This window comes from Pseudomonas iranensis, assembly GCF_014268585.2.
GTDB classification, from domain to species: Bacteria; Pseudomonadota; Gammaproteobacteria; order Pseudomonadales; family Pseudomonadaceae; genus Aquipseudomonas; species Aquipseudomonas iranensis.
Genome location: NZ_CP077092.1, coordinates 3,190,684 through 3,210,277, shown reverse-complemented (window position 1 = coordinate 3,210,277; position 19,594 = coordinate 3,190,684). Strand labels below are relative to the sequence as shown.

Annotated in this window: 13 protein-coding genes; 3 read left to right on the top strand and 10 right to left on the bottom strand. The window is 60.7% G+C overall.

Going from position 1 to position 19,594, the window contains the following annotated elements; translation table 11 throughout:
* Positions 1-136 precede the first annotated feature (136 nt).
* Complete coding sequence (locus HU724_RS14375; RefSeq protein ID WP_016774631.1) at positions 137-649, bottom strand: MgtC/SapB family protein; 513 nt, start codon at positions 647-649, stop codon at positions 137-139.
* Positions 650-772: 123 nt separating this feature from the next.
* Here HU724_RS14375 and HU724_RS14370 point away from each other — a divergent pair, with 123 nt between their 5' ends.
* The 3 genes from HU724_RS14370 (at position 773) to mapR (ending at position 4,295) form a co-directional block, all read left to right on the top strand.
* A complete protein-coding gene (locus HU724_RS14370) occupies positions 773-1,021 on the top strand; it encodes a DUF3203 family protein (RefSeq protein ID WP_024012873.1) in 249 nt (82 codons plus the stop codon).
* A 195-nt stretch (positions 1,022-1,216) separates the two neighbouring features.
* Positions 1,217-2,647 carry a cytochrome c oxidase accessory protein CcoG gene (gene ccoG / locus HU724_RS14365; RefSeq protein WP_186566791.1) on the top strand — a complete coding sequence of 477 codons (1,431 nt, stop codon included), beginning with the start codon at positions 1,217-1,219 and terminating at the stop codon, positions 2,645-2,647.
* A gap of 238 nt (positions 2,648-2,885) precedes the next feature.
* Positions 2,886-4,295, top strand: a complete 1,410-nt coding sequence (gene mapR / locus HU724_RS14360; RefSeq protein ID WP_186566793.1) for a GntR family transcriptional regulator MpaR — start codon at positions 2,886-2,888, stop codon at positions 4,293-4,295.
* A gap of 131 nt (positions 4,296-4,426) precedes the next feature.
* Here mapR and HU724_RS14355 read toward each other — a convergent pair whose 3' ends face one another.
* From HU724_RS14355 to HU724_RS14315, 9 genes are all read right to left on the bottom strand, one after another.
* Positions 4,427-5,173: an SDR family oxidoreductase gene (locus tag HU724_RS14355; RefSeq protein ID WP_130887336.1), complete on the bottom strand. Its 747-nt coding sequence runs from the start codon at positions 5,171-5,173 to the stop codon at positions 4,427-4,429.
* Between the two features lie 138 nt (positions 5,174-5,311).
* Positions 5,312-7,393: a putative bifunctional diguanylate cyclase/phosphodiesterase gene (locus tag HU724_RS14350; protein WP_016774626.1), complete on the bottom strand. Its 2,082-nt coding sequence runs from the start codon at positions 7,391-7,393 to the stop codon at positions 5,312-5,314.
* Positions 7,394-7,692: 299 nt separating this feature from the next.
* Positions 7,693-9,165, bottom strand: coding sequence for an efflux transporter outer membrane subunit (locus HU724_RS14345; RefSeq protein ID WP_186566795.1), 1,473 nt, complete (start codon positions 9,163-9,165; stop codon positions 7,693-7,695).
* Complete coding sequence (locus HU724_RS14340; protein WP_186566797.1) at positions 9,162-12,269, bottom strand: efflux RND transporter permease subunit; 3,108 nt, start codon at positions 12,267-12,269, stop codon at positions 9,162-9,164. The genes HU724_RS14345 and HU724_RS14340 overlap by 4 nt, the downstream gene beginning before the upstream one ends.
* A 136-nt stretch (positions 12,270-12,405) precedes the next feature.
* On the bottom strand, positions 12,406-15,507 hold the full coding sequence (locus tag HU724_RS14335; RefSeq protein ID WP_186566799.1) for an MdtB/MuxB family multidrug efflux RND transporter permease subunit: 3,102 nt from the start codon (positions 15,505-15,507) through the stop codon (positions 12,406-12,408).
* Positions 15,504-16,808 (bottom strand): MdtA/MuxA family multidrug efflux RND transporter periplasmic adaptor subunit, encoded by a 1,305-nt coding sequence (locus HU724_RS14330; RefSeq protein WP_130887338.1) that lies wholly within the window; start codon positions 16,806-16,808, stop codon positions 15,504-15,506. Before HU724_RS14330 ends, HU724_RS14335 begins: the two co-directional genes overlap by 4 nt.
* Before the next feature lie 174 nt (positions 16,809-16,982).
* Positions 16,983-17,483, bottom strand: a complete 501-nt coding sequence (gene tpx / locus HU724_RS14325) for a thiol peroxidase (RefSeq protein ID WP_016774621.1) — start codon at positions 17,481-17,483, stop codon at positions 16,983-16,985.
* 288 nt (positions 17,484-17,771) lie between these two features.
* Complete coding sequence (locus HU724_RS14320; protein WP_076563101.1) at positions 17,772-18,449, bottom strand: DUF3313 domain-containing protein; 678 nt, start codon at positions 18,447-18,449, stop codon at positions 17,772-17,774.
* 129 nt (positions 18,450-18,578) lie between these two features.
* Positions 18,579-19,553: a hypothetical protein gene (locus tag HU724_RS14315; RefSeq protein WP_186566801.1), complete on the bottom strand. Its 975-nt coding sequence runs from the start codon at positions 19,551-19,553 to the stop codon at positions 18,579-18,581.
* Positions 19,554-19,594 lie beyond the last annotated feature (41 nt).

Below are 19,594 nucleotides of genomic sequence, written 5' to 3'. Positions count from 1 at the left end.
GTCTGATCTGATCGTTCCCACGCGCAGCAAAGGAATGCAGCCCGGGACGCTCTGCGTCCCATCCAGAGCCGAACGCGGAGCGTCCGTTGAAGCATTCCCACGCGGAGCGTGGGAAAGATCATCAGCCGGCGGGGAGTCAGAGGTGGTCGTTCTTGTCGACATCCTTTTCGAACACCCTCACCACGTACGGCATCACGCTGAAGATCGCCAGCGCCAGAATGGTACTGAGCAATGCCGTCGCTTCCTTGCCCAGCCCCGCCGCCACGCCGATCGCTGCCGTCATCCATAAACCCGCCGCCGTGGTCAGGCCTTTGACATGGGCCTCGTCGCCCTGCTGATTTTTCAGAATGGTGCCGGCGCCGAGAAAGCCGATCCCGGCAATCACGCCCTGCAAGACCCGACTCATCGCATCGGATTCTGCTCCCGAGGTCTGAGGCACCAATACAAACAACGCCGCGCCCAGCGCCACCAGCATGTGCGTGCGCACGCCCGCTGCCTTGCCTTTATGCTCGCGCTCAAAACCGAGTATTCCGCCGAGGATCGCCGCCATCACCAGGCGTACGGTGATTCGGGTCATCTGCGAGGCGTCGCCGATATCGGCAAATTCGGCTTGCATAGTGGCCCACACTTCATCCCACCAGTCTTCCATCGTGCTTCCCTTGTTATTGGCTTGATAAGCGATGGACAACAGCGACCATTAATCGGTTGCGCAGAACGATCGGCGCGCTGCGCTTCCTAATATGCAGACCTCCCTGGAACAAGGACTGCCGCCATGCCCGTTCGAATCGATGAATCCAACCCCGAGCAGAAAGTGTGTTTTTTTACCGTCGAGCATGGTGAGGAAATTCGCATCTGCGACACCCTGGAAGTCATGACCGATAGCGACAAAGCCATGTCGTTCGTGGAAATCGAAGGCAAACGCACCTACATCACCGAAGCAGAAGCCGATGCCTTGACCGTCGCCGGGGCCAAGGACGGGCGCAAACATCTGAAGGCCGATGACAGTGATTCGGTGGTTTGATTGATCTCCATCAACACCCGACGCAGACGCCTGCAATAGGCGTTTGCGCCTTGCCTGGCAGGTTGTTTCAAGTTGTCGCAGGCATTGCGCCAAACCTCATCTGATCCGCTTTTTATTGCCAAAGCTGAGTCTGTTCTGCAAACAGATCGGCGCTCATAGTGCATCGGCCTGATGGAGGCTGATGAGCGAACGAACATGAGCGAGCAAATCCCCGTCCGAACCGTAGAAGCATCGCCAACGATAAAAAGCGTACCCGCGCGCCCACTGAAAGCGACCGCCGGATCCACCGACAAGCAGATCCACACTCGCAGTTTCACCGGCCTGTTCCGCAACCTGCGTATGAGCGGTGCCGGCGTTCTGTTCGTGCTGTTTTTCGGCACCGTGTGGCTGAACTGGGGCGGTCGGCAGGCCGTACTTTGGGATCTGGCGGAAAGCAAATTCCACATCTTCGGCGCGACGTTCTGGCCGCAGGATTTCATTCTGCTCTCGGCGCTGTTGATCATTGCCGCGTTCGGACTCTTCGCCATCACCGTGTTTGCCGGTCGCGTCTGGTGCGGTTACACCTGCCCGCAGAGTTCGTGGACGTGGATCTTCATGTGGTGCGAGAAGATCACCGAAGGCGAGCGCAACCAGCGCATCAAACTGCAAGCGGCGCCATGGAGCCTGAACAAACTGGCGCGGCGTGCCGCCAAGCACACGCTGTGGCTGGCAATCAGCGTGATCACCGGCCTGACCTTCGTCGGCTATTTCACCCCGATCCGGCCGCTGGCCGAAGAACTGCTGACGCTGCAGATCGGTGGCGTCAGCCTGTTCTGGGTGCTGTTCTTCGCCGCCGCCACGTACATCAACGCCGGTTGGCTGCGTGAGGCAGTGTGCATGCACATGTGCCCGTATGCGCGGTTCCAGAGTGTGATGTTCGACAAGGACACGCTGACCATTGCCTACGACGCCGCCCGCGGCGAAAACCGGGGTCCGCGCAAGCGTGACGTGCGCCCGGTCGAAGCCGGCCTGGGTGATTGCATCGACTGCCAGTTGTGCGTGCAGGTCTGCCCGACCGGCATCGACATCCGCGATGGCTTGCAAATGGAATGCATCGGCTGCGCAGCATGCATCGACGCCTGCGATTCGATCATGGACAAAATGCATTACCCGCGCGGCCTGATCCGCTACAGTTCCGAGCGCGAATTGCAGGGCGGCAAGACTCATCTGCTGCGTCCGCGCTTGATTGGCTATACGGCGGTGTTACTGGTGATGATTGGCGCGTTGGTGCTGGCATTGATCGAGCGGCCGATGGTGTCGCTGGACGTGACCAAGGATCGCGGGCTGTTTCGTGAGAACGCCCAGGGGCAGATCGAGAATATTTATTCGCTGAAAGTGATCAACAAGACTCAGCAGCGGCAGGATTACCGGTTGAGTCTGGTTGATGGCGACGGGTTTGAGTTGCAGGGCAAAACGGTATTGAGCCTGGCGCCCGGGGAGATTGTCGATGTGCCGGTGTCGGTGGCGATGACCACCGAGCGCCCGGCGAGCAGTTCGCAGACGTTGAGTTTCAGGATTGAAGACAGTGACGAGCCGCAGGTATACAGCGTGGCGAACAGCCGGTTTGTGGCGCCGATGAATCGTTGAGGAGCTGGCACTGCTGCCCTCACCCCAACCCTCTCCCGGAGGGAGAGGGAGCCGACCGAGGTGTCTGTCGCTATGCATAGACCTGAAAGACCGAGTCGATTATGGATTCGGCAAAGCACTGTCAGGGCGGCATATTTCATCAGCATCCCCCAATCAGTCCCCTCTCCCTTTGGGAGAGGGCTAGGGTGAGGGCTCCTTCCCTGACACCCCACAAAATCAAGTCCACCAAGGCCCTTCGATGAAACGCTACGAAAAATTCGCCGACGACATCGCTGAACTGATCCGCTCCGGCGTCCTCGGCCCTGGCCAGCGGGTGCCGTCGGTGCGCTATGCCAGCCAGGCTTACGGGGTCAGCCCGTCGACCGTGTTCCAGGCCTATTACCTGCTCGAACGCCGCGGCCTGATCCGCGCCCGGCCGCGCTCCGGTTACTTCGTCAACGCCCATACACCGAGCACATTTTCCGAGCCGGTGATCAGCAGCCAGGTCAACGAATCCACCGAAGTCGACGTCAGCGAACTGGTGTTCTCGGTACTCGATTCGATCAAAGATCCCAATACCGTACCGTTCGGCTCGGCCTTCCCCAGCCCGACGCTGTTCCCGCTGCAACGCCTGTCCCGCTCACTGGCCAGTGCCGCGCGGGAGATGGATCCGCGCATGGTCGTCACCGATATGTCGCCGGGCAACCCACAACTGCGTCGACAGATTGCCCTGCGCTACATGGTCGGCGGGCTGATGCTGCCGATGGAAGAGCTACTGATCACCAACGGCGCCCTCGAAGCGCTGAACCTGTGCCTGCAAGCAGTGACCGAGCCCGGCGATCTGGTGGCCATCGAGGCCCCGGCGTTTTATGCCTGCCTGCAAGTGCTGGAGCGCCTGAAGCTCAAAGCCGTGGAAATCCCCGTGCATCCGCGTGACGGCATCGACCTCGGCGTGCTCGCGCAAACCCTCGAACGTCACCCGATCAAGGCCTGCTGGTGCATGACCAGTTTCCAGAACCCGATGGGCGCGACCGTGCCCGAGGCGAAGAAACAGGAACTGGTCGAACTGCTGCGTCAGCATCAGGTGCCATTGATCGAGGACGACGTCTACGCCGAGCTTTATTACGGGCAACAGGCGCCAAAACCGGCCAAGGCTTTTGATACCGAAGGACTGGTCATGCATTGCGGCTCGTTCGCCAAAAGCCTCGCGCCCGGTTATCGCATCGGCTGGGTGGCGGCCGGGCGTTTCGCGCAGAAAATCGAACGGCTGAAGCTGATGACCTCGCTGTGCGCTTCGATGCCGGCGCAAGCGGCTATCGCCGATTATCTGCAACACGGCGGCTACGATCGGCATCTGCGCAAACTGCGTTATGCCCTGGAAGAACAGCAGAGCGCGATGCTCGCGGCGATTGCTCGGTATTTTCCGGCGCAGACCCGCGTCAGCCAGCCGGCGGGCGGCTACTTTCTATGGCTTGAATTGCCGGAGCAGATGGATTCGCTGAAGCTGTTCCAGATGGCACTGGCACAAGGCATCAGCATCGCGCCGGGGCCGATCTTCTCAGCGACCCAGCGTTTCAGAAATTGCATTCGCTTGAATTACGGCAGCCCGTGGACCGAGGAATCGGAAAGGGCCATGGAGACGTTGGGGCGGATTGTGCGGTCGTTCTGAGGGATAGATGTTGTCTGGACTGGCCCCTTCGCGAGCAGGCTCGCTCCCACAGTTGATTTGTGAATACAGAACCAATGTGGGAGCGAGCCTACTCGCGAAGAGGCCGGCTTTAACACTGCAAACCCACCGGTTTACCGCCCGCCCCCCAAATCAACAAACGTCCCGGTCGCATACGAAGCCTTGTCCGACAGCAACCAGACAATCGCCTCCGCCACTTCATCCGGCCGCCCGCCCCGCGCCATGGGAATCGCCGATTCAAGCTTGCTGACCCGATCCGGGTCGCCGCTCAGGGCATGGAAGTCGGTGTAGATGTAGCCCGGACGCACGGCATTGACGCGAATGCCCTCACCCGCGACTTCTTTCGACAGACCGATGGTAAAGGTGTCGAGCGCGCCTTTGGATGCGGCGTAATCAACGTACTCGTTCGGCGAACCGAGGCGTGCCGCGACCGAGGAGACGTTGACGATGCTGCCGCCCTGCCCGCCGTGTTTGGGCGACATGCGCAGGATCGCGTGCTTGGCGCAAAGGATCGGCGCCAGCACGTTGGTTTTCATGATTTTGAGGATGCGGAATTCGGACATTTCATCGACTCGCGACTTCTGCCCGACGGTGCCGGCGTTGTTGACCAGCGCGGTGACCCGGCCCAGTTCATTGTCGACGCGCTGAAACATCGCGATCACTTCGTCTTCGATGCTGACATCGGCGCGAACCGCGATGGCCTGGGCGCCCAAGGCGCGAACCTGCTCGAGCACGCTGTGTGCGGCCTGTTCATCCGACTGGTAGTTGATGCAGATCCGGTAGCCCTGTTCGGCTGCCAACAATGCCGTAGCCGCGCCGATTCCGCGCCCGCCACCGGTGATGACAATGACTTTATCCATGCTGGCCTTCCCCCACGTGCACACGTAACAGTCGGGGCCAAGAATAACTGCCATTCATGGCTTTTGCATGAGTTCTATGGTGTTTGCGCCATCACCTGTGGGAGCGAGCCTGCTCGCGAAGAACGATGACTCGGTCGCTCAGACCACCGCCAGCCGTTGCCCGCGCACGATGTCCTGCATGAAGCGCTCCGCCGGCATCGGGTGGCCAAGCAGATAGCCCTGCAGCGAATCACAGCCCAGTTTGGTCAGGAAATCCTGTTGCGCGCCGGTCTCGACACCCTCGGCGACAATCCGCAGATCCAGGGCCTGCCCCAGCGCGACAATCGCCGAGACGATCGCCGCATCATCGCTGTCGTGCTCCAGGTCACGGACGAAACCACGGTCGATCTTCAGCTCATTGGCCGGCAAGCGCTTGAGGTACATCAGGCTGGAATAACCGGTGCCGAAGTCGTCGATCGACAGGTCGACGCCCATGTCCGACAACTCTTGCAGCACGGTCATGCTCGCGTCAGCGTCGCTCATCGCTGTGGTTTCAGTGATTTCCAGGGTCAGGCTGTTGGCCGGCAAGTGGTGGGTCGCCAGCGCCTTGGCCACGCTTTGCACCAGCCCGGCATGGCAGAACTGCAAGGCCGAGAGGTTCACGGCAATGCGCCAGTCGGTGTAACCGAGCACGTACCATTCGCGCATCTGCCGGCAGGCTTCGTTGAGCACCCATTCACCCATCGGAATGATCAGCCCGGTTTTCTCCGCCAGATCGATGAACTTGTCCGGCATCAGCATGCCATGCAGCGGATGCTTCCAACGCAGCAGCGCTTCGGCACCGACCGGACGGCCATTGGCGGCATCGAATTTGGGCTGGTAATGCAGGCAGAACTGGTTGTGCTCGATGGCCGCGCGCAGGTCCTGCAACAGTTGCAGTTGTTTGCGTGCGTTGGTGTTCATCGACGCATCAAAGAAGCTGTAACCGTTCTTGCCGCCGCCCTTGGCGTGGTACATCGCAGCGTCGGCGTTCATCAGCAGTTCCTGGGCGTTGGCGCCGTTACCCGGATACAAGGCAATGCCGACACTCGCGGAAATCTGCAGGTCATGTTCAGCAACGCGAAAGGTGCGGCCGATCAAACCGACCTGGCGCGCAGCCAGACTCAAGGCGTCGTTGGGCTCGCTGAGGCGCACCAGCAGAACGAACTCATCGCCGCCGATCCGTGCGAGGGTGTCCTGGCTGCGCAAATCCTCACGTAGACGCGCGCCGACTTCGCGCAGCAATTGGTCGCCCATGTGATGGCCGAAGGCGTCGTTGACCGGTTTGAAGCCGTCGAGGTCGATGAACATCAAGGCGAAGCAGCCGCCCTGCTCTTCAACTTTTCTGATCGCCTGATTGATGCGGTCGTCGAGCAACATGCGATTGGGCAGACTGGTCAGCGGATCGTGCAAGGCCAATTGGGTGAGTTCGCGGTTGGCCACCGTCAGCGAGTGCGCCAGATCAGCGGTGCGCGCTTCGAGGCGGGCATCGAGAATCGAGGTCAACAGGGCAATCGACAGCACCGCCAGCGTGGTAACCACGACCAGGCTATCGAGGCCATTGCCCTTCAAGCCATTGAGCGTCGCGCCGCAGAAACTGCCATCAGGAAACTGCGCCGCCGCCATGCCGGTGTAGTGCATGCCGACAATTGCCACACCCATGATCACCGCAGCGCCGGCACGAATCAGCCGCACATAGGGCGAATGCTGGCGCAAGCGAAAGGCAATCCACAACGCCGCTGCCGAGGCGCCGACGGCAATCAGCAAGGAGGCACTGAACAATGTCGGGTCGTAATCGATCCCCGGGGTCATGCGCAGGGCGGCCATGCCGGTGTAATGCATGGCGCTGATGCCCGCCCCCATGATCAGCGCACCGAAGGCCAGTTGCGCCAGTGGCAGCTTAGGTTGGCTGACCAGCCACAAGGCGAAACCGCAGGACAGCACCGCGATCAGCAGCGACAGCGCAGTGAGGGCGAAGTCGTAGCCCAGGTCGATCGGCAATTTGAAGGCGAGCATGCCGATGAAATGCATCGACCAGACGCCAACGCCCATCGCCAACGCCCCGCCCGCCGTCCAGAAATGCACGGCCCGGCCTTTCGCCGTGGCGATGCGCCCAGTGAGATCGAGCGCCGTGTAGGAAGCCAGAATGGCCACGCACAACGAGATGAAAACCAAAGTGAAGGAATAGCTGCCGATGAGCATGGACGTTCTCGTGACAAGCCGAAACCGTACTGCTTCCATTCTCGGTCGGGCAAATGCGGCGATTGTACTGATTGCGCGGAAGAACGCACTGACAAAGTAACCAAAATGCCATCAAGCCGATGAAACGCTTGTTCGATCGTCCTACAAGGCTCTGCGGTGGGCTTTAACCTAAGCTGAACTGGCTGATGACGATCGTTCCCACGCTCTGCGTGGGAATGCAGCCGGGGACGCTCCGCGTCCCTTTCAAAGCTGAACGCGGAGCGTCCGGTGAGGCATTCCCACGCAGAGCGTGGGAATGATCATCGGGTGTTGTCGCTGACGTCCAGTTGGCCGTCCCAGCCGCCGCCCAGTGCGGCGATCAGTTGTACGCTGGCGATCAGTCGGTTCTGCAGAATATTCAGCACACTGCGTTCGTTGCTAAGCGCGGTGGCCTGCACCACTACCACATCGATATAGGCAATCAGGCCCGCCTTGTACTGGTTTTCCGTCAGGCGCAGGGAATCGCGGGCGGCGTCCAGCGCTTCCTGACGCACCGCAGCTTCGTCCTCATACACCTTGAGCTGGACCAGATAGTTTTCCACTTCACGGAAACCGTCGAGCACGGTCTGCCGGTAGCGGGCGACGGTTTCGTCATAGGCTGCCTCGCTGCGGTCAACCTCGGCCGAACGAATGCCACCGTCGAACAGCGGCAAAGAAAGCTGCGGGCCGACCGACCAGAAACGGTTCGGCAGGCTGATCAGGTTTTTCGAGGTACTGCTGCTGTAGCCGCCGCTCAGGCTCAGGGTCAGGTCCGGGTAATACGCGGCTTTCGCCACGCCGATGTTGGCATTGGCGGCAATCACCGAGCGTTCGGCCGAAGCGATGTCAGGACGGCGTTCCAGCAGTTGTGAAGGCAAGCTCAGCGGTACCTGCGGCAGATTCGGGATGCTCTGGCTTTCGGCGATGCTGAAGTTGGCCGGTGCTTCGCCGGTCAGTACGGCAATAGCGTTTTCGAACTGCGCGCGCTGCCAAATCAGATCAACCAGATCGGCCTGGGTGCTTTTCAATTGGGTTTGCGCCTGCGCCACCGCATCGCGCCCGGAAACCCCGGCGCGGTACTGGTTCTGGGTCATTTTCAGCGAGCGTTCATAAGCGGCAACGGTGGCCTCGAGCAAACGCTTCTGCTGATCGATGACGCGCAGTTGCAGGTAGTTCTGCACCAGTTCCGATTGCTGACTCAGACGCATCGCTGCCAGATCGGCAAAGCTCGCCTGAGCGTTGGCCTCATCCGCCTCCAGGCCACGACGCAGTTTGCCCCAGACATCGGCTTCCCAACTGACGCCCAGTTGCGCGTTGTAGGTGTCGCGGATGCCGCTTGAGGAACTGCTCAGGCTCGAACTGCTGCTGCCGGTGCCCTGACTCGAACGGGTCTTGCCCAGACTCAGGTCGACGCTGGGGTAAAACGCCCCACGCGCGCTGCGCACCAAGGCCTGCGCCTGACGAAACTGCGCTTCCGACTGGGCAACGGTCTGGTTGGAGCTGTTGAGTTTTTCGATCAAGGCGTTGAGCTGTTGGTCGCCGTACAACTCCCACCAGGCGCCACGGGCCAGCGAGTCGCTGGGGTTGGCCTGACGCCAGCCCTCGGCTTCCTTGAACTGAGCGATTTCGGCAGTTTGCGGGCGCTGGTAGTCCGGGCCGACTGCGCAAGCGCTGAGCAGCGCCACGCACAGCGACAGGCTCAACAGGCGCGAGCCGCGAACGGTGGCCAATTGGAGAAGCGAACGGTCAGTCATAGCGGAGTTTCCAGAGCGGCATCAGTGCGCACGCCACGCCATTTGTTGAAGCGATGGCGCAGCTTGTCGAGATAGAGGTAAACCACCGGGGTGGTGTAAAGGGTCAGGACCTGGCTGAACACCAGGCCGCCAATGATCGTCAGGCCCAGCGGCTGGCGCATTTCGGCACCCTCGGCGCGGCCGAGCAGCAATGGCAGGGCGCCGAGGATCGCCGCCAGCGTGGTCATCAGGATCGGTCGCAGGCGTTGCAGGCAGGCGCTGCGGATCGACTCCAGCGGCGACAGGCCCTGATGACGCTCCAATTGCAGCGCCAGATCGATCATCAGAATGGCGTTCTTTTTCACCACGCCGATCAGCAGGAATATCCCCAGCAGGGAAATCAGGCTGAACTCGCCGCCCAGCGCGTAAATCGACAACAACGCGCCAACCCCGGCCGAGGGCAAGGTCGAAAGAATGGTCAGCGGGTGGATGTAGCTTTCATACAGCACGCCGAGCACCAGATACACGGCCAGCAACGCACCGAGGATCATGAACGGCTGGCTCTTCTGCGTGGCCGCGAAGGCGTCAGCGGTGCCGGCCATTTTCGCGATCACATCCTCCGGCAGGCCGACCTTGGCGATCGCCCGTTCAATGGCGGCACTGCCCTGCTCTACGGTCACGCCTTCGGCCATGTCAAAGGAAATGCTTTCGGACGCGAACTGGCCTTCATGACTGACCCGGTCGTTTTCCAGGCTGTTTTCGTAATGGGCGAACGTCGACAGCGGCACCCGCGCACCGTCAGCGGTAATCACCTCGACCTGCTTGAGCGTCACCGGATCCTGGGCGTATTTCGGATTGACCTCCATCACCACCTGGTACTGGTTGAGGCTGTCGTAGATCGTCGAAATATGCCGCTGGCTGTAAGCGTTGTTGAGCACGGCGGTGACCATGTTCATGTCGACGCCCAGGCGCTTGGCCTGATCCCGGTCGACAATCAGCGTCACCTGTTGCGCCCCGGCACCTTCGCGGGCATCGATGGCGGTCAGCTCGGGCAAGGCACGCAACGCGGTGACCACTTTCGGGAACCACTTGCGCAGCTCGGCGAGGTCGCCGCTTTGCAGGATGTAGGTGTATTGCGAACTGGTCTGCTCGCGGCCGCCACCAAACTGCAGATCCTGGTCGGCCATCAGCATCAACTGCGCCCCGGGCACCTTGGGCATTTCCTTGCGCAAGCGCTCGATGACTTTCTGCGCCGACAGCTGGCGTTGCTTGATCGGTTTCAGGCGCACGATCATGAAGGCGTTGTTGGTGCCGTTGTTGCCGCCGATGAACCCGGCCACGCTTTCCACCGCTTCATCCTTGAGTACGGCGCGGCGGAAGGTTTCCATTTTTGGCTGCATGACGTTGAAGGACAGACCATCGTCGCCACGCACGAAACCGATCAACTGGCCGGTGTCCTGCTGCGGCAGGAAGGTTTTAGGCACCACCACATAGAGCGCAATGTTGACGCCCACGGTGAGCAGCAGACTGAACAAGGTCAGACGCCGATGACGCAATACCCAGTCGAGGCTGGTGGCGTATTTGCCGACCATCCAGTCGTTGGTCTTGTGGCTCCAGCGTTGCAGGCGGTTTTCCTGGCCCGGGGTGTGCGGCTTGAGCCAGCGCGCGCAGAGCATCGGTGTCAGCGTCAGGGACACCACCAGCGACACCACGATTGCCGCCGCCAGGGTGATGGAAAATTCGCGGAACAGGCTTTCGACCAACCCGCCCATGAACAGGATCGACAGGAACACCGCCACCAGCGAGACGTTCATCGACAGCAGGGTAAAGCCGACTTCCTTGGCGCCGAGGTACGCGGCCTGCATCGGCTTGACGCCTTCGTCGATGTGCCGGGAAATGTTTTCCAGCACCACGATGGCGTCGTCCACCACCAGTCCGGTGGCGAGAATCAGCGCCATCAGCGACAGGTTGTTCAGCGAAAACCCGTACAGGTACATCACCGCAAAGGTACCGACCAGCGACACCGGCACCGCCAGGGTCGGGATCAGCGAGGCGCGGAAGTTACCGAGAAACAGGTAAACCACCAACACCACCAGCGCGACGGCGATCAGCAAGGTCATTTCGGCTTCGTGCAGCGTGGCCTTGATCACTGGCGAGCGATCCATGGCCAGATTGAGTTTGACGCTGGCCGGCAGCACCGCTTGCAGCGCAGGCAACTGTGCCTTGATCTCGTTGACCGTCTCGATGATGTTGGCGCCGGCCTGACGGTTGATCACCAGCAATACTGCCGCGTCGTCGTTGAAGAAACCGCTGTTGTAACGGTCTTCGACGCCATCGCTGACTTTCGCCACATCCTTGAGACGCAATGCGGCGCCGTCGGCGTAGTGAATGATCAGCGACTCGTAATCCTTGGCTTTCTCCAACTGGTCGTTGGCCTGGATCTGCCACAGGCGCTCGCCGTCCTCGACCGAACCCTTGGGCCGGCGCACGTTAGCGTCGGCAATGGTCTTGCGTACATCGTCGAGGGCCACGCCGTACTGGTTCAGCGCCTGCGGTTCGAGCTCGATGCGCACCGCCGGCAGCGAACTGCCACCGATCTGCACTTCACCAACGCCCTGCACTTGCGACAGGCTTTGCGAGAGGATGGTCGAGGCCAGGTCGTAGAGCTGGCCTTTTTCCAGCACGTCCGAGGTCAGCGACAGCACCATGATCGGCGCCTGCGACGGATTGACCTTTTTATAGGTCGGCATGCTGCGCATCCCGCTTGGCAGCAGATTGCGCGAAGCATTGATCGCCGCCTGCACTTCCCGCGCCGCGCCGTTGATGTCGCGGTCGAGGTCAAATTGCAGAATCACCCGCGTCGAACCCTGACTGGAGCGGCTGCTCATGGTATTGACGCCGGCAATCGCACCGAACGAACGCTCCAGCGGCGTCGCCACCGTTGAAGCCATCACCTCGGGACTGGCGCCCGGCAGACTGGCCTGGACGACGATCACCGGGAAATCCATCTGCGGCAGCGGCGATACCGGCAACAGACCGAAGCTGACCCCACCGAGCAACATGATGGCCAGCGAGAGCAGCATGGTTGCCACGGGGCGTTTGATGAAAGGGCCGGAGAGGTTCATCGACTCTTGTTCTCCCCGCATATCTCTGTGGGAGCGAGCCTGCTCGCGAATGCGCCCTTACCTTCAACTTTGGCAGTGACTGACCTACCGCTTTCGCGAGCAGGCTCGCTCCCACAGGGGAGATATATTCCGACCGTCATACCGCGACCTCTTCACCTTCGGCTTTGGCTTTGCCAAAGCGCCTTCCGAGGCGGTCGAAGTACAGGTAAATCACCGGCGTGGTGAACAGCGTCAACACCTGGCTCACCAGCAAACCGCCGACCATCACCAGACCCAACGGCTGACGCAGTTCCGCGCCAGACCCAGTGGCAAACATCAGCGGCACCGCGCCGAACAACGCTGCCAGTGTGGTCATCAGAATCGGCCGGAAGCGCAGCAGCGCCGCTTGATAGATCGCCTCGGCCGGGGCCATGCCCTGGGTGCGTTCGGCGTCGAGGGCGAAGTCGATCATCATGATCGCGTTCTTCTTGACGATACCGATCAGCAGGATGATGCCGATGATCGCGATCATGCCCAGGTCGTTGCCACTGAGCAGCAACGCCAGCAAGGCGCCGACCGCTGCCGACGGCAAGGTCGAGAGAATGGTGATCGGGTGGATGTAGCTCTCGTAGAGCACGCCCAGCACGATGTACATGGTCACCACCGCCGCCAGAATCAGCAGCAAGGTGCTCGACAGCGAAGCCTGGAACGCCTGCGCCGCGCCTTGGAACTGAGTCTGCACGCCGACCGGCATGCCGATGTCCTGCTGCACTTGCTCGATGATGTCCACGGCATGCCCCAACGCCACGCCCGGCGCGAGGTTGAACGACATCATCACTGCCGGAAACTGGCCGATGTGGGTGATCGCCAATTGCGCCTGACGCTCTTCGACATGCGCCAGACTCGACAGGCGTACCTGCGCGCCGTCGGTGGTCTTGACGTGAATCTGATCCAGGGCCTGCGGGCCGATCTTCTCCCCGGCCTGGGCTTGCAGCACCACGCGGTACTGGCTGGCCTGGGTGTAAATGGTCGAAATCTGCCGCTGGCCGAACGCGTCGTACAGCGCATCGGTGATATTCGCCACCGACACGCCGAGGCGCGATGCGGCGTCGCGGTCGATCACCAGATAGACCTGCAAGCCTTTGTCCTGCAGATCACTGGCCACGTCGGTCAACTCTGGACGCTGCGCCAGGGCTTCGACCAGACGGCCGCTCCACTGGCTGAGCAATTCGGAGTCCGGCGAAGACATGCTGAACTGATACTGCGTGCGGCTGACCCGATCCTCGATGGTCAGGTCCTGCACCGGCTGCATGAACAGACGAATGCCGACCAGTTTGTCCAGTTGCGGTTGCAGGCGAGCGATCACTTCGCTGGCCGTCAGATCGCGCTCGCCGTGGGGCTTGAGGTTGATCAGCAAGCGGCCGCTGTTGAGCGTGGCGTTGTCGCCGTCGACGCCAATGTAGGACGACAGGCTCTGCACCGCCGGATCTTCAAGAATGATCTTCGCCAGTTGCTGCTGGCGCTCGCCCATCGCCGCGAAGGATATCGACTGCGGCGCTTCGGAAATGCCCTGAATGACGCCGGTGTCCTGCACCGGAAAGAAACCCTTCGGCACGATCACGTACAGGAACACGGTCAACGCCAGTGTGCCGATGGCGACCAGCAAGGTCAGCGGCTGATGCTTGAGCACCCAGCGCAGCATCCGCCCGTATTCGTTGATCATCCAATCGATGAACGCACCGCTGGCGCGATAGAAACGGCCTTGCTCGTGTTCCTGCGGTTCACGCTTGAGCAGACGCGCGCACATCATCGGCGTCAGGGTCAGCGAGACGACCAGGGAAATCAGGATTGCCACGGCCAGGGTGATGGCGAATTCACGGAACAGGCGCCCCACCACGTCGGCCATGAACAGCAGCGGAATCAGGACGGCGATCAGCGACAGGGTCAGGGAAATCAGGGTGAAGCCGATCTGTTTCGCGCCCTTGAGCGCGGCCTGCATCGGGCTATCACCCTCTTCGATGAAGCGCGAAATGTTCTCGAGCATGACGATGGCGTCGTCGACCACGAAGCCAGTGGCGATGGTCAGCGCCATCAACGTCAGGTTGTTCACCGAGAAACCGGCGAGGTACATCACGCCAAAGGTGCCGATCAACGACAGCGGCACGGCCACCGAGGGAATGATCGTTGCACTGGCGCGGCGCAGAAACAGGAACGTGACCATGACCACCAACGCGATAGCGATCAGCAGTTCGTGTTGCACGTCGGTGACCGAGGCGCGGATGGTCTGGGTGCGATCCGTCAGCACAGTGACATCGAGGCCGGCCGGCAGGTTGTCGGTGATACTCGGCAGCAAGGCCTTGATGCGGTCGACCACTTCGATAACGTTGGCGCCTGGCTGACGCTGGATATTCAGCAACACCGCCTGATTCTGGTTGGCCCACGCGGCCAGACGCTCGTTCTCGGCGCCATCGACGATTTCCGCGACGTCCTTGAGCCGCAACGGCGCGCCGTTCTTGTAGGTCAGGATGAGGTTGGCGTAGTCCTCGGGCGAGGTCAGTTGGTCGTTGGCATCGAGCATCGATACCCGGGTCGGGCCATCGAAGTTGCCTTTCGGCTGGTTGACGTTGGAGGCGCCGATCAGCGTGCGCACGTCCGACAGGTTAAGGCTGTTGGCCGCGAGCGCTTCGGGGTTGACCTTGATTCGTACCGCCTGACGCTGGCCACCAGCGATGCTGACCATGCCGACGCCGCTGATCTGGGCGATCTTCTGCGCCATGCGCGTATCGACCAAGTCATTGAGCTTGGGCAGCAGCATGGTTTTCGAAGTGATGGCCAGGGTCAGCACCGGGGTGTCCGCCGGGTTGACCTTGTTGTACACCGGCGGCGCCGGCAGGTCGGTAGGCAGCAGGTTGGTCGCGGCGTTGATCGCGGCCTGCACCTGCTGCTCGGCGACGTCCATGTTGATGTCGAGGCTGAAACGCAGGGTCAGCACCGAAGCGCCGCCGGAGCTGGTCGAAGCCATTTGCGTCAGGCCCGGCATCTGCCCGAACTGGCGTTCAAGCGGCGCGGTGACGGCGCTGGTCATTACGTCCGGACTGGCGCCGGGGTACAGGGTCATGACGCGGATGGTCGGGTAATCGACCTGCGGCAAGGCCGAAACCGGCAGCAGGCGATAAGCGATCAGGCCGGCCAGGACAATGGCCAGCATGCTCAGGGTGGTGGCTACCGGACGGAGAATGAACAGCCGCGAAATGTTCATGCGCCCTTCTTGGCCTTTTCAGCGGTGGTCGCATCGGGATTGGCGGCGGATTTGCCTTGCAGATGTTCGGTCGGCGAGGTCGGTACTTCGCTGCTGTCATTGACCACTTCGACTTCGCTGCCCTCCTTCAGGCGATCGGTGCCTTCAAGCACAACGCGATCGCCCGCGGCGAGGCCTTCGGTGACCACGGTGTTGTCACCGTCGCTGGCACCGATTTTCAGTTGGCGAATGGTGACTTTCTTGTCGCCGTCCAGCGCATAGACGAAGGTGCCGTTGGTACCGAACTGGATCGCTGCCGACGGCGCCAGCACTACACCTTTCAGCGTGTCGGCCAGCAAATGAACGTTGACGAACTGGTTGGGGAACAGCGACTGGTCGCGATTGTCGTAGCGAGCCTTGAATTTCAAAGTGCCGGTAGCGACGTCGATCTGGTTGTCGAGGCTTTGCAGCACGCCAGTGGCTTGCAGCTTGGTGTCGCCGCGATCCCACGCTTCGGCAGGCAACTTGGCGCCACTGCGGTAACGGGCCAGCACGGTGTCGAGGCTGTTTTCCGGCAAGGTGAAGGCCACGCTGATCGGTTGCGTCTGGGTGATCACTGCGAGGAACGTGGTGTCGTTGGCGGCGACGAGGTTGCCGACGTCGACCTGACGCAGACCGACGCGGCCGGCGATCGGCGCGCGGATCTTGGTGAATTCGAGATTGAGCTTGGCATCGTTGACCGCTGCCTGATTGGTCTTGACCGTGCCCAAGTATTGGCCGACCAGCGCTTCGGCGGTGTCGAGGGTCTGTTTGGCGATGCTGTCTTCTTTATACAGCCCACGATAACGCTCGACGTCGACCTGGGCGTTTTTCAGTTGCGCCTGATTCTGCAGCAACGTGCCTTCGGCCTGGAGCAAAGCATTCTGGTAAGGACGCGGATCGATCTCGGCCAACAGGTCGCCAGCCTTGACCATCTGGCCTTCTTCGAAATGAATCTTCACCAGTTCGCCGCCAACCCGGCTGCGCACGTTGATGGTATTGAGCGCGGTGACCGTGCCCAGTGCCTTGTAATACAGCGGGAAGTCGCCCTTCACCGCCGGCGCCACACGCACCGGAATCGGCCCGGTACCGCCGCCGAAGCCCGGCCGCATCATCCCCGAGCGCCCGGTATGCCCGGCGGCCGCTTTGTCGCCGCCCGCCTTGTCAGCAGAGCCGGTGGGCCAGAATTTCCAGCACAGGACAGCGATGACCAACAGGACCAGCAGGCTGATCAGCCAGCGACGGGATTTGCGGGGGGACGATTGCATGGAGTTATTGACCATTGGGCGCGTGGGCTTCTATTACGGGAGGCTGAACGATAAGCACTGAGTGAATTTAAGCAAAGCAGCTTTACCGGCAATTTACCTTCCACTTACGTTTCAAGGTGTGAGGCAAAACCCTGATACACAAATGAAAACGGCCTGGACAGGGCCAGGCCGTTAACAATTGTAAAAGCCTTACTTGAGAACGGACAGTGCCGCTTCGTAGTTAGGCTCTTCGGCGATTTCCTTGACCAGTTCGCTGTGCAGGACGGTGTCGTTTTCGTCCAGCACCACAACGGCGCGAGCGGTCAGGCCTTTCAGCGGGCCGTCAGCGATGGCCACGCCGTAGTTTTCGATGAACTCGCTGCCGCGCAGGGTCGACAGGTTCTGTACGTTTTCCAGACCTTCAGCGCCGCAGAAGCGCGCCTGGGCGAACGGCAGGTCAGCGGAGATGCACAGCACCACGGTGTTGCTGATGTCGTTGGCCTGGGCGTTGAACTTGCGCACGGAGGTGGCGCAGGTCGGGGTGTCGACGCTTGGGAAGATGTTGAGGACTTTGCGCTTGCCGGCGAAGTCTTTCAGGGTGACGTCGGACAGATTGCCGGCTACCAGGGAAAAGGCTGGCGCCTTGGAACCGGCTTGTGGCAACTGGCCGTTGACTTGAACCGGATTGCCTTTGAGGGTGACTTGAGCCATGACTTGAGTCCTTCTGTTTTTTGATTGGAAAGCATGCAAGAGGCGGAAGTTAACCACGAAATCGGCTGACGACCTATGCCCCGTTGGAAATTGTTGGGTGCTGAGCGGTGACATTGTATACAACCCACCACAGCTTCCCTGTAGGGGTGAGCCTGCTGGCAAAAGCGTTGTGTCAGGCAGCACATTCGAAACTGATACACCGAAATGCGAGCAGGCTCACTCCCATACTGAATACGAGTCCAGTGTGGGAGCGAGCCTGCTCGCGAAAAGGCAACCGGCCTTACTGCATCATTTGGCTTCAGATTTGAGTTTCAGATACGACTGATGCAGATCGCTTGCCCAGCCATCGATCACCGCTTTCATGTCGTCGGCTTTCATCACCTGGGAAGAGTTTTCCAGCGGTTTGCCGGTACCTTTGCGCACTACCTGCGCGATGACATGATTGGTCGCGCCGTCCATGAATACCGCTTCGGTGGCCAGCGTGGTTTCCTGGTCGCGGATGCCAGTGGCCGTGCTTACTGCTGCGGCGACCAGTGCGATCGGGATCACTTCATAGACTTGCAGGCCTTCGGTCTTGCTGCTGACTGCGGTAATCGCCGGACGCACCACAATTACGCCCGGCCCGGGACCTGCGGCCAAAGGCAGCGATTTGCCGAGTTCGCGCTTGAGCGCCTGATCGTAATAACTGGTGATGCCATTGAGAGTCTGCTGGGGGATTTTCTCGGTGGCTTGCGGCTTCGGGTAGAGCTGGCTTGGCTCTACGTAAACGCTGGTGAATTTGTTGATGTCGAGTTTCGGGTCCATCCAGCGCATCACCTCGGCACCAGAGGGTGACTTGGCCTCCTTCAGCTGGCTGTAATCCTTGAGGAAACCGGAATACTGGTCAGGCTCGACGGTTTTGCTGGAACAACCCACCACGCCAAGGGTGGCAATGCACAGCGTGCCCATCACGACGGCTAGCTTCATGCTGTAATTCCTTTGAGAAGGCCAAGACATTTTGCATAGGGGAGATACAGGTATAGCCAAAACCCCGGCAAATGCGATGGCCAATTGCAAAGTTCACATCCGACAGCGCGTGTGCCTCGCCAACCGGTATTACCAAGAGGATGTTTCTCCACTGCGCAACGCCATCTCTCGCCGGCTATTGGCGCGCATCGCCTTGATCAGCGATACCGTTCCCACCAGCAAAATCGCCGCACCAAACAAGAAGTCGATGTTGTATAGCTGGAAATCTTCCACCGGCCCGATCAGCAATGTGCGCACCACCGCAATCCCCACCAGCGTCGCGAGAAAGTCGATCCCCGGTTCATCGCGGTAGAACACCAGCATCAGTGGCAGGCACAGCACCAGCAGAAGCAACAGCACCACGACCTTGAACGAGCCTTTGCGTTCGACGCTGAACGCGCACTCATGCGCCCCGTACGGCTTGTAGTCCTCATCGCGGATCATCGAGTTTTTCTCGTTGATGTAGTCGGCGCGGTTGTACTTCTGGATCGGCGTAAAGGTGTTGGACATCGCCATCAGCGTGGTGATGTTCTTGAAGCGCAAGTCGATGCGCTCGCTGCCCTTGAGGTAATACAGCACCGGTTTGTAGGCGTAGCGATAGGTGTCGAAGGGGAACGCGGCAGTCTGAGCGTGCACGCCGATTGCGCGAGGCTCAAGTTCGGCGAAGGCGCTTTTGTTGGTCGACGAGAGGTTGCGGCTCAGCGGCTGCACCTTGACCTGCTCGAGGAAGATCGGCGTGACGCCGAACGACCACTGTAGCGGTTCCAGACGCAGGCGCAGTTCGTTGCGGCCCAGGTCGTAGCGGTTGAAGGTGCGTTCGGAAACCACCAGCGAACCGCCGACCATGAACTCGCCGCGCAGGTTGTTGGTGACGCGCAAGGTCAGTTGATCCTTGCCCAGCAACGCCGCTTCCGTGGTCGGCGGCGTGCCGCACCACGCGGTGCTTTCGCCGACACCGCCGAGCTGGCCGTCGCGGTTTTCCTTGAATACATAAAAGTAACTGGCCCACAGCGTCAGCAGCAAAAGCGACGCCGTGAGACCGAGGATTTTTTTGCCCGGACTCACTGATCAGACTCCCTTCTTCGGTTCCATCGTCCAGCCGAAAA

What these genes read in the sequence shown, in the direction of transcription:
- HU724_RS14355 (WP_130887336.1), bottom strand. Translation starts at nt 5,173, where the DNA reads ATGGATAAAGTCATTGTCATCACCGGTGGCGGGCGCGGAATCGGCGCG.
- tpx (WP_016774621.1), bottom strand. Translation starts at nt 17,483, where the DNA reads ATGGCTCAAGTCACCCTCAAAGGCAATCCGGTTCAAGTCAACGGCCAG.
- HU724_RS14340 (WP_186566797.1), bottom strand. Translation starts at nt 12,269, where the DNA reads ATGAACCTCTCCGGCCCTTTCATCAAACGCCCCGTGGCAACCATGCTG.
- HU724_RS14345 (WP_186566795.1), bottom strand. Translation starts at nt 9,165, where the DNA reads ATGACTGACCGTTCGCTTCTCCAATTGGCCACCGTTCGCGGCTCGCGC.
- mapR (WP_186566793.1), top strand. Translation starts at nt 2,886, where the DNA reads ATGAAACGCTACGAAAAATTCGCCGACGACATCGCTGAACTGATCCGC.
- HU724_RS14350 (WP_016774626.1), bottom strand. Translation starts at nt 7,393, where the DNA reads ATGCTCATCGGCAGCTATTCCTTCACTTTGGTTTTCATCTCGTTGTGC.
- HU724_RS14375 (WP_016774631.1), bottom strand. Translation starts at nt 649, where the DNA reads ATGGAAGACTGGTGGGATGAAGTGTGGGCCACTATGCAAGCCGAATTT.
- HU724_RS14370 (WP_024012873.1), top strand. Translation starts at nt 773, where the DNA reads ATGCCCGTTCGAATCGATGAATCCAACCCCGAGCAGAAAGTGTGTTTT.
- ccoG (WP_186566791.1), top strand. Translation starts at nt 1,217, where the DNA reads ATGAGCGAGCAAATCCCCGTCCGAACCGTAGAAGCATCGCCAACGATA.
- HU724_RS14320 (WP_076563101.1), bottom strand. Translation starts at nt 18,449, where the DNA reads ATGAAGCTAGCCGTCGTGATGGGCACGCTGTGCATTGCCACCCTTGGC.
- HU724_RS14330 (WP_130887338.1), bottom strand. Translation starts at nt 16,808, where the DNA reads ATGGTCAATAACTCCATGCAATCGTCCCCCCGCAAATCCCGTCGCTGG.
- HU724_RS14335 (WP_186566799.1), bottom strand. Translation starts at nt 15,507, where the DNA reads ATGAACATTTCGCGGCTGTTCATTCTCCGTCCGGTAGCCACCACCCTG.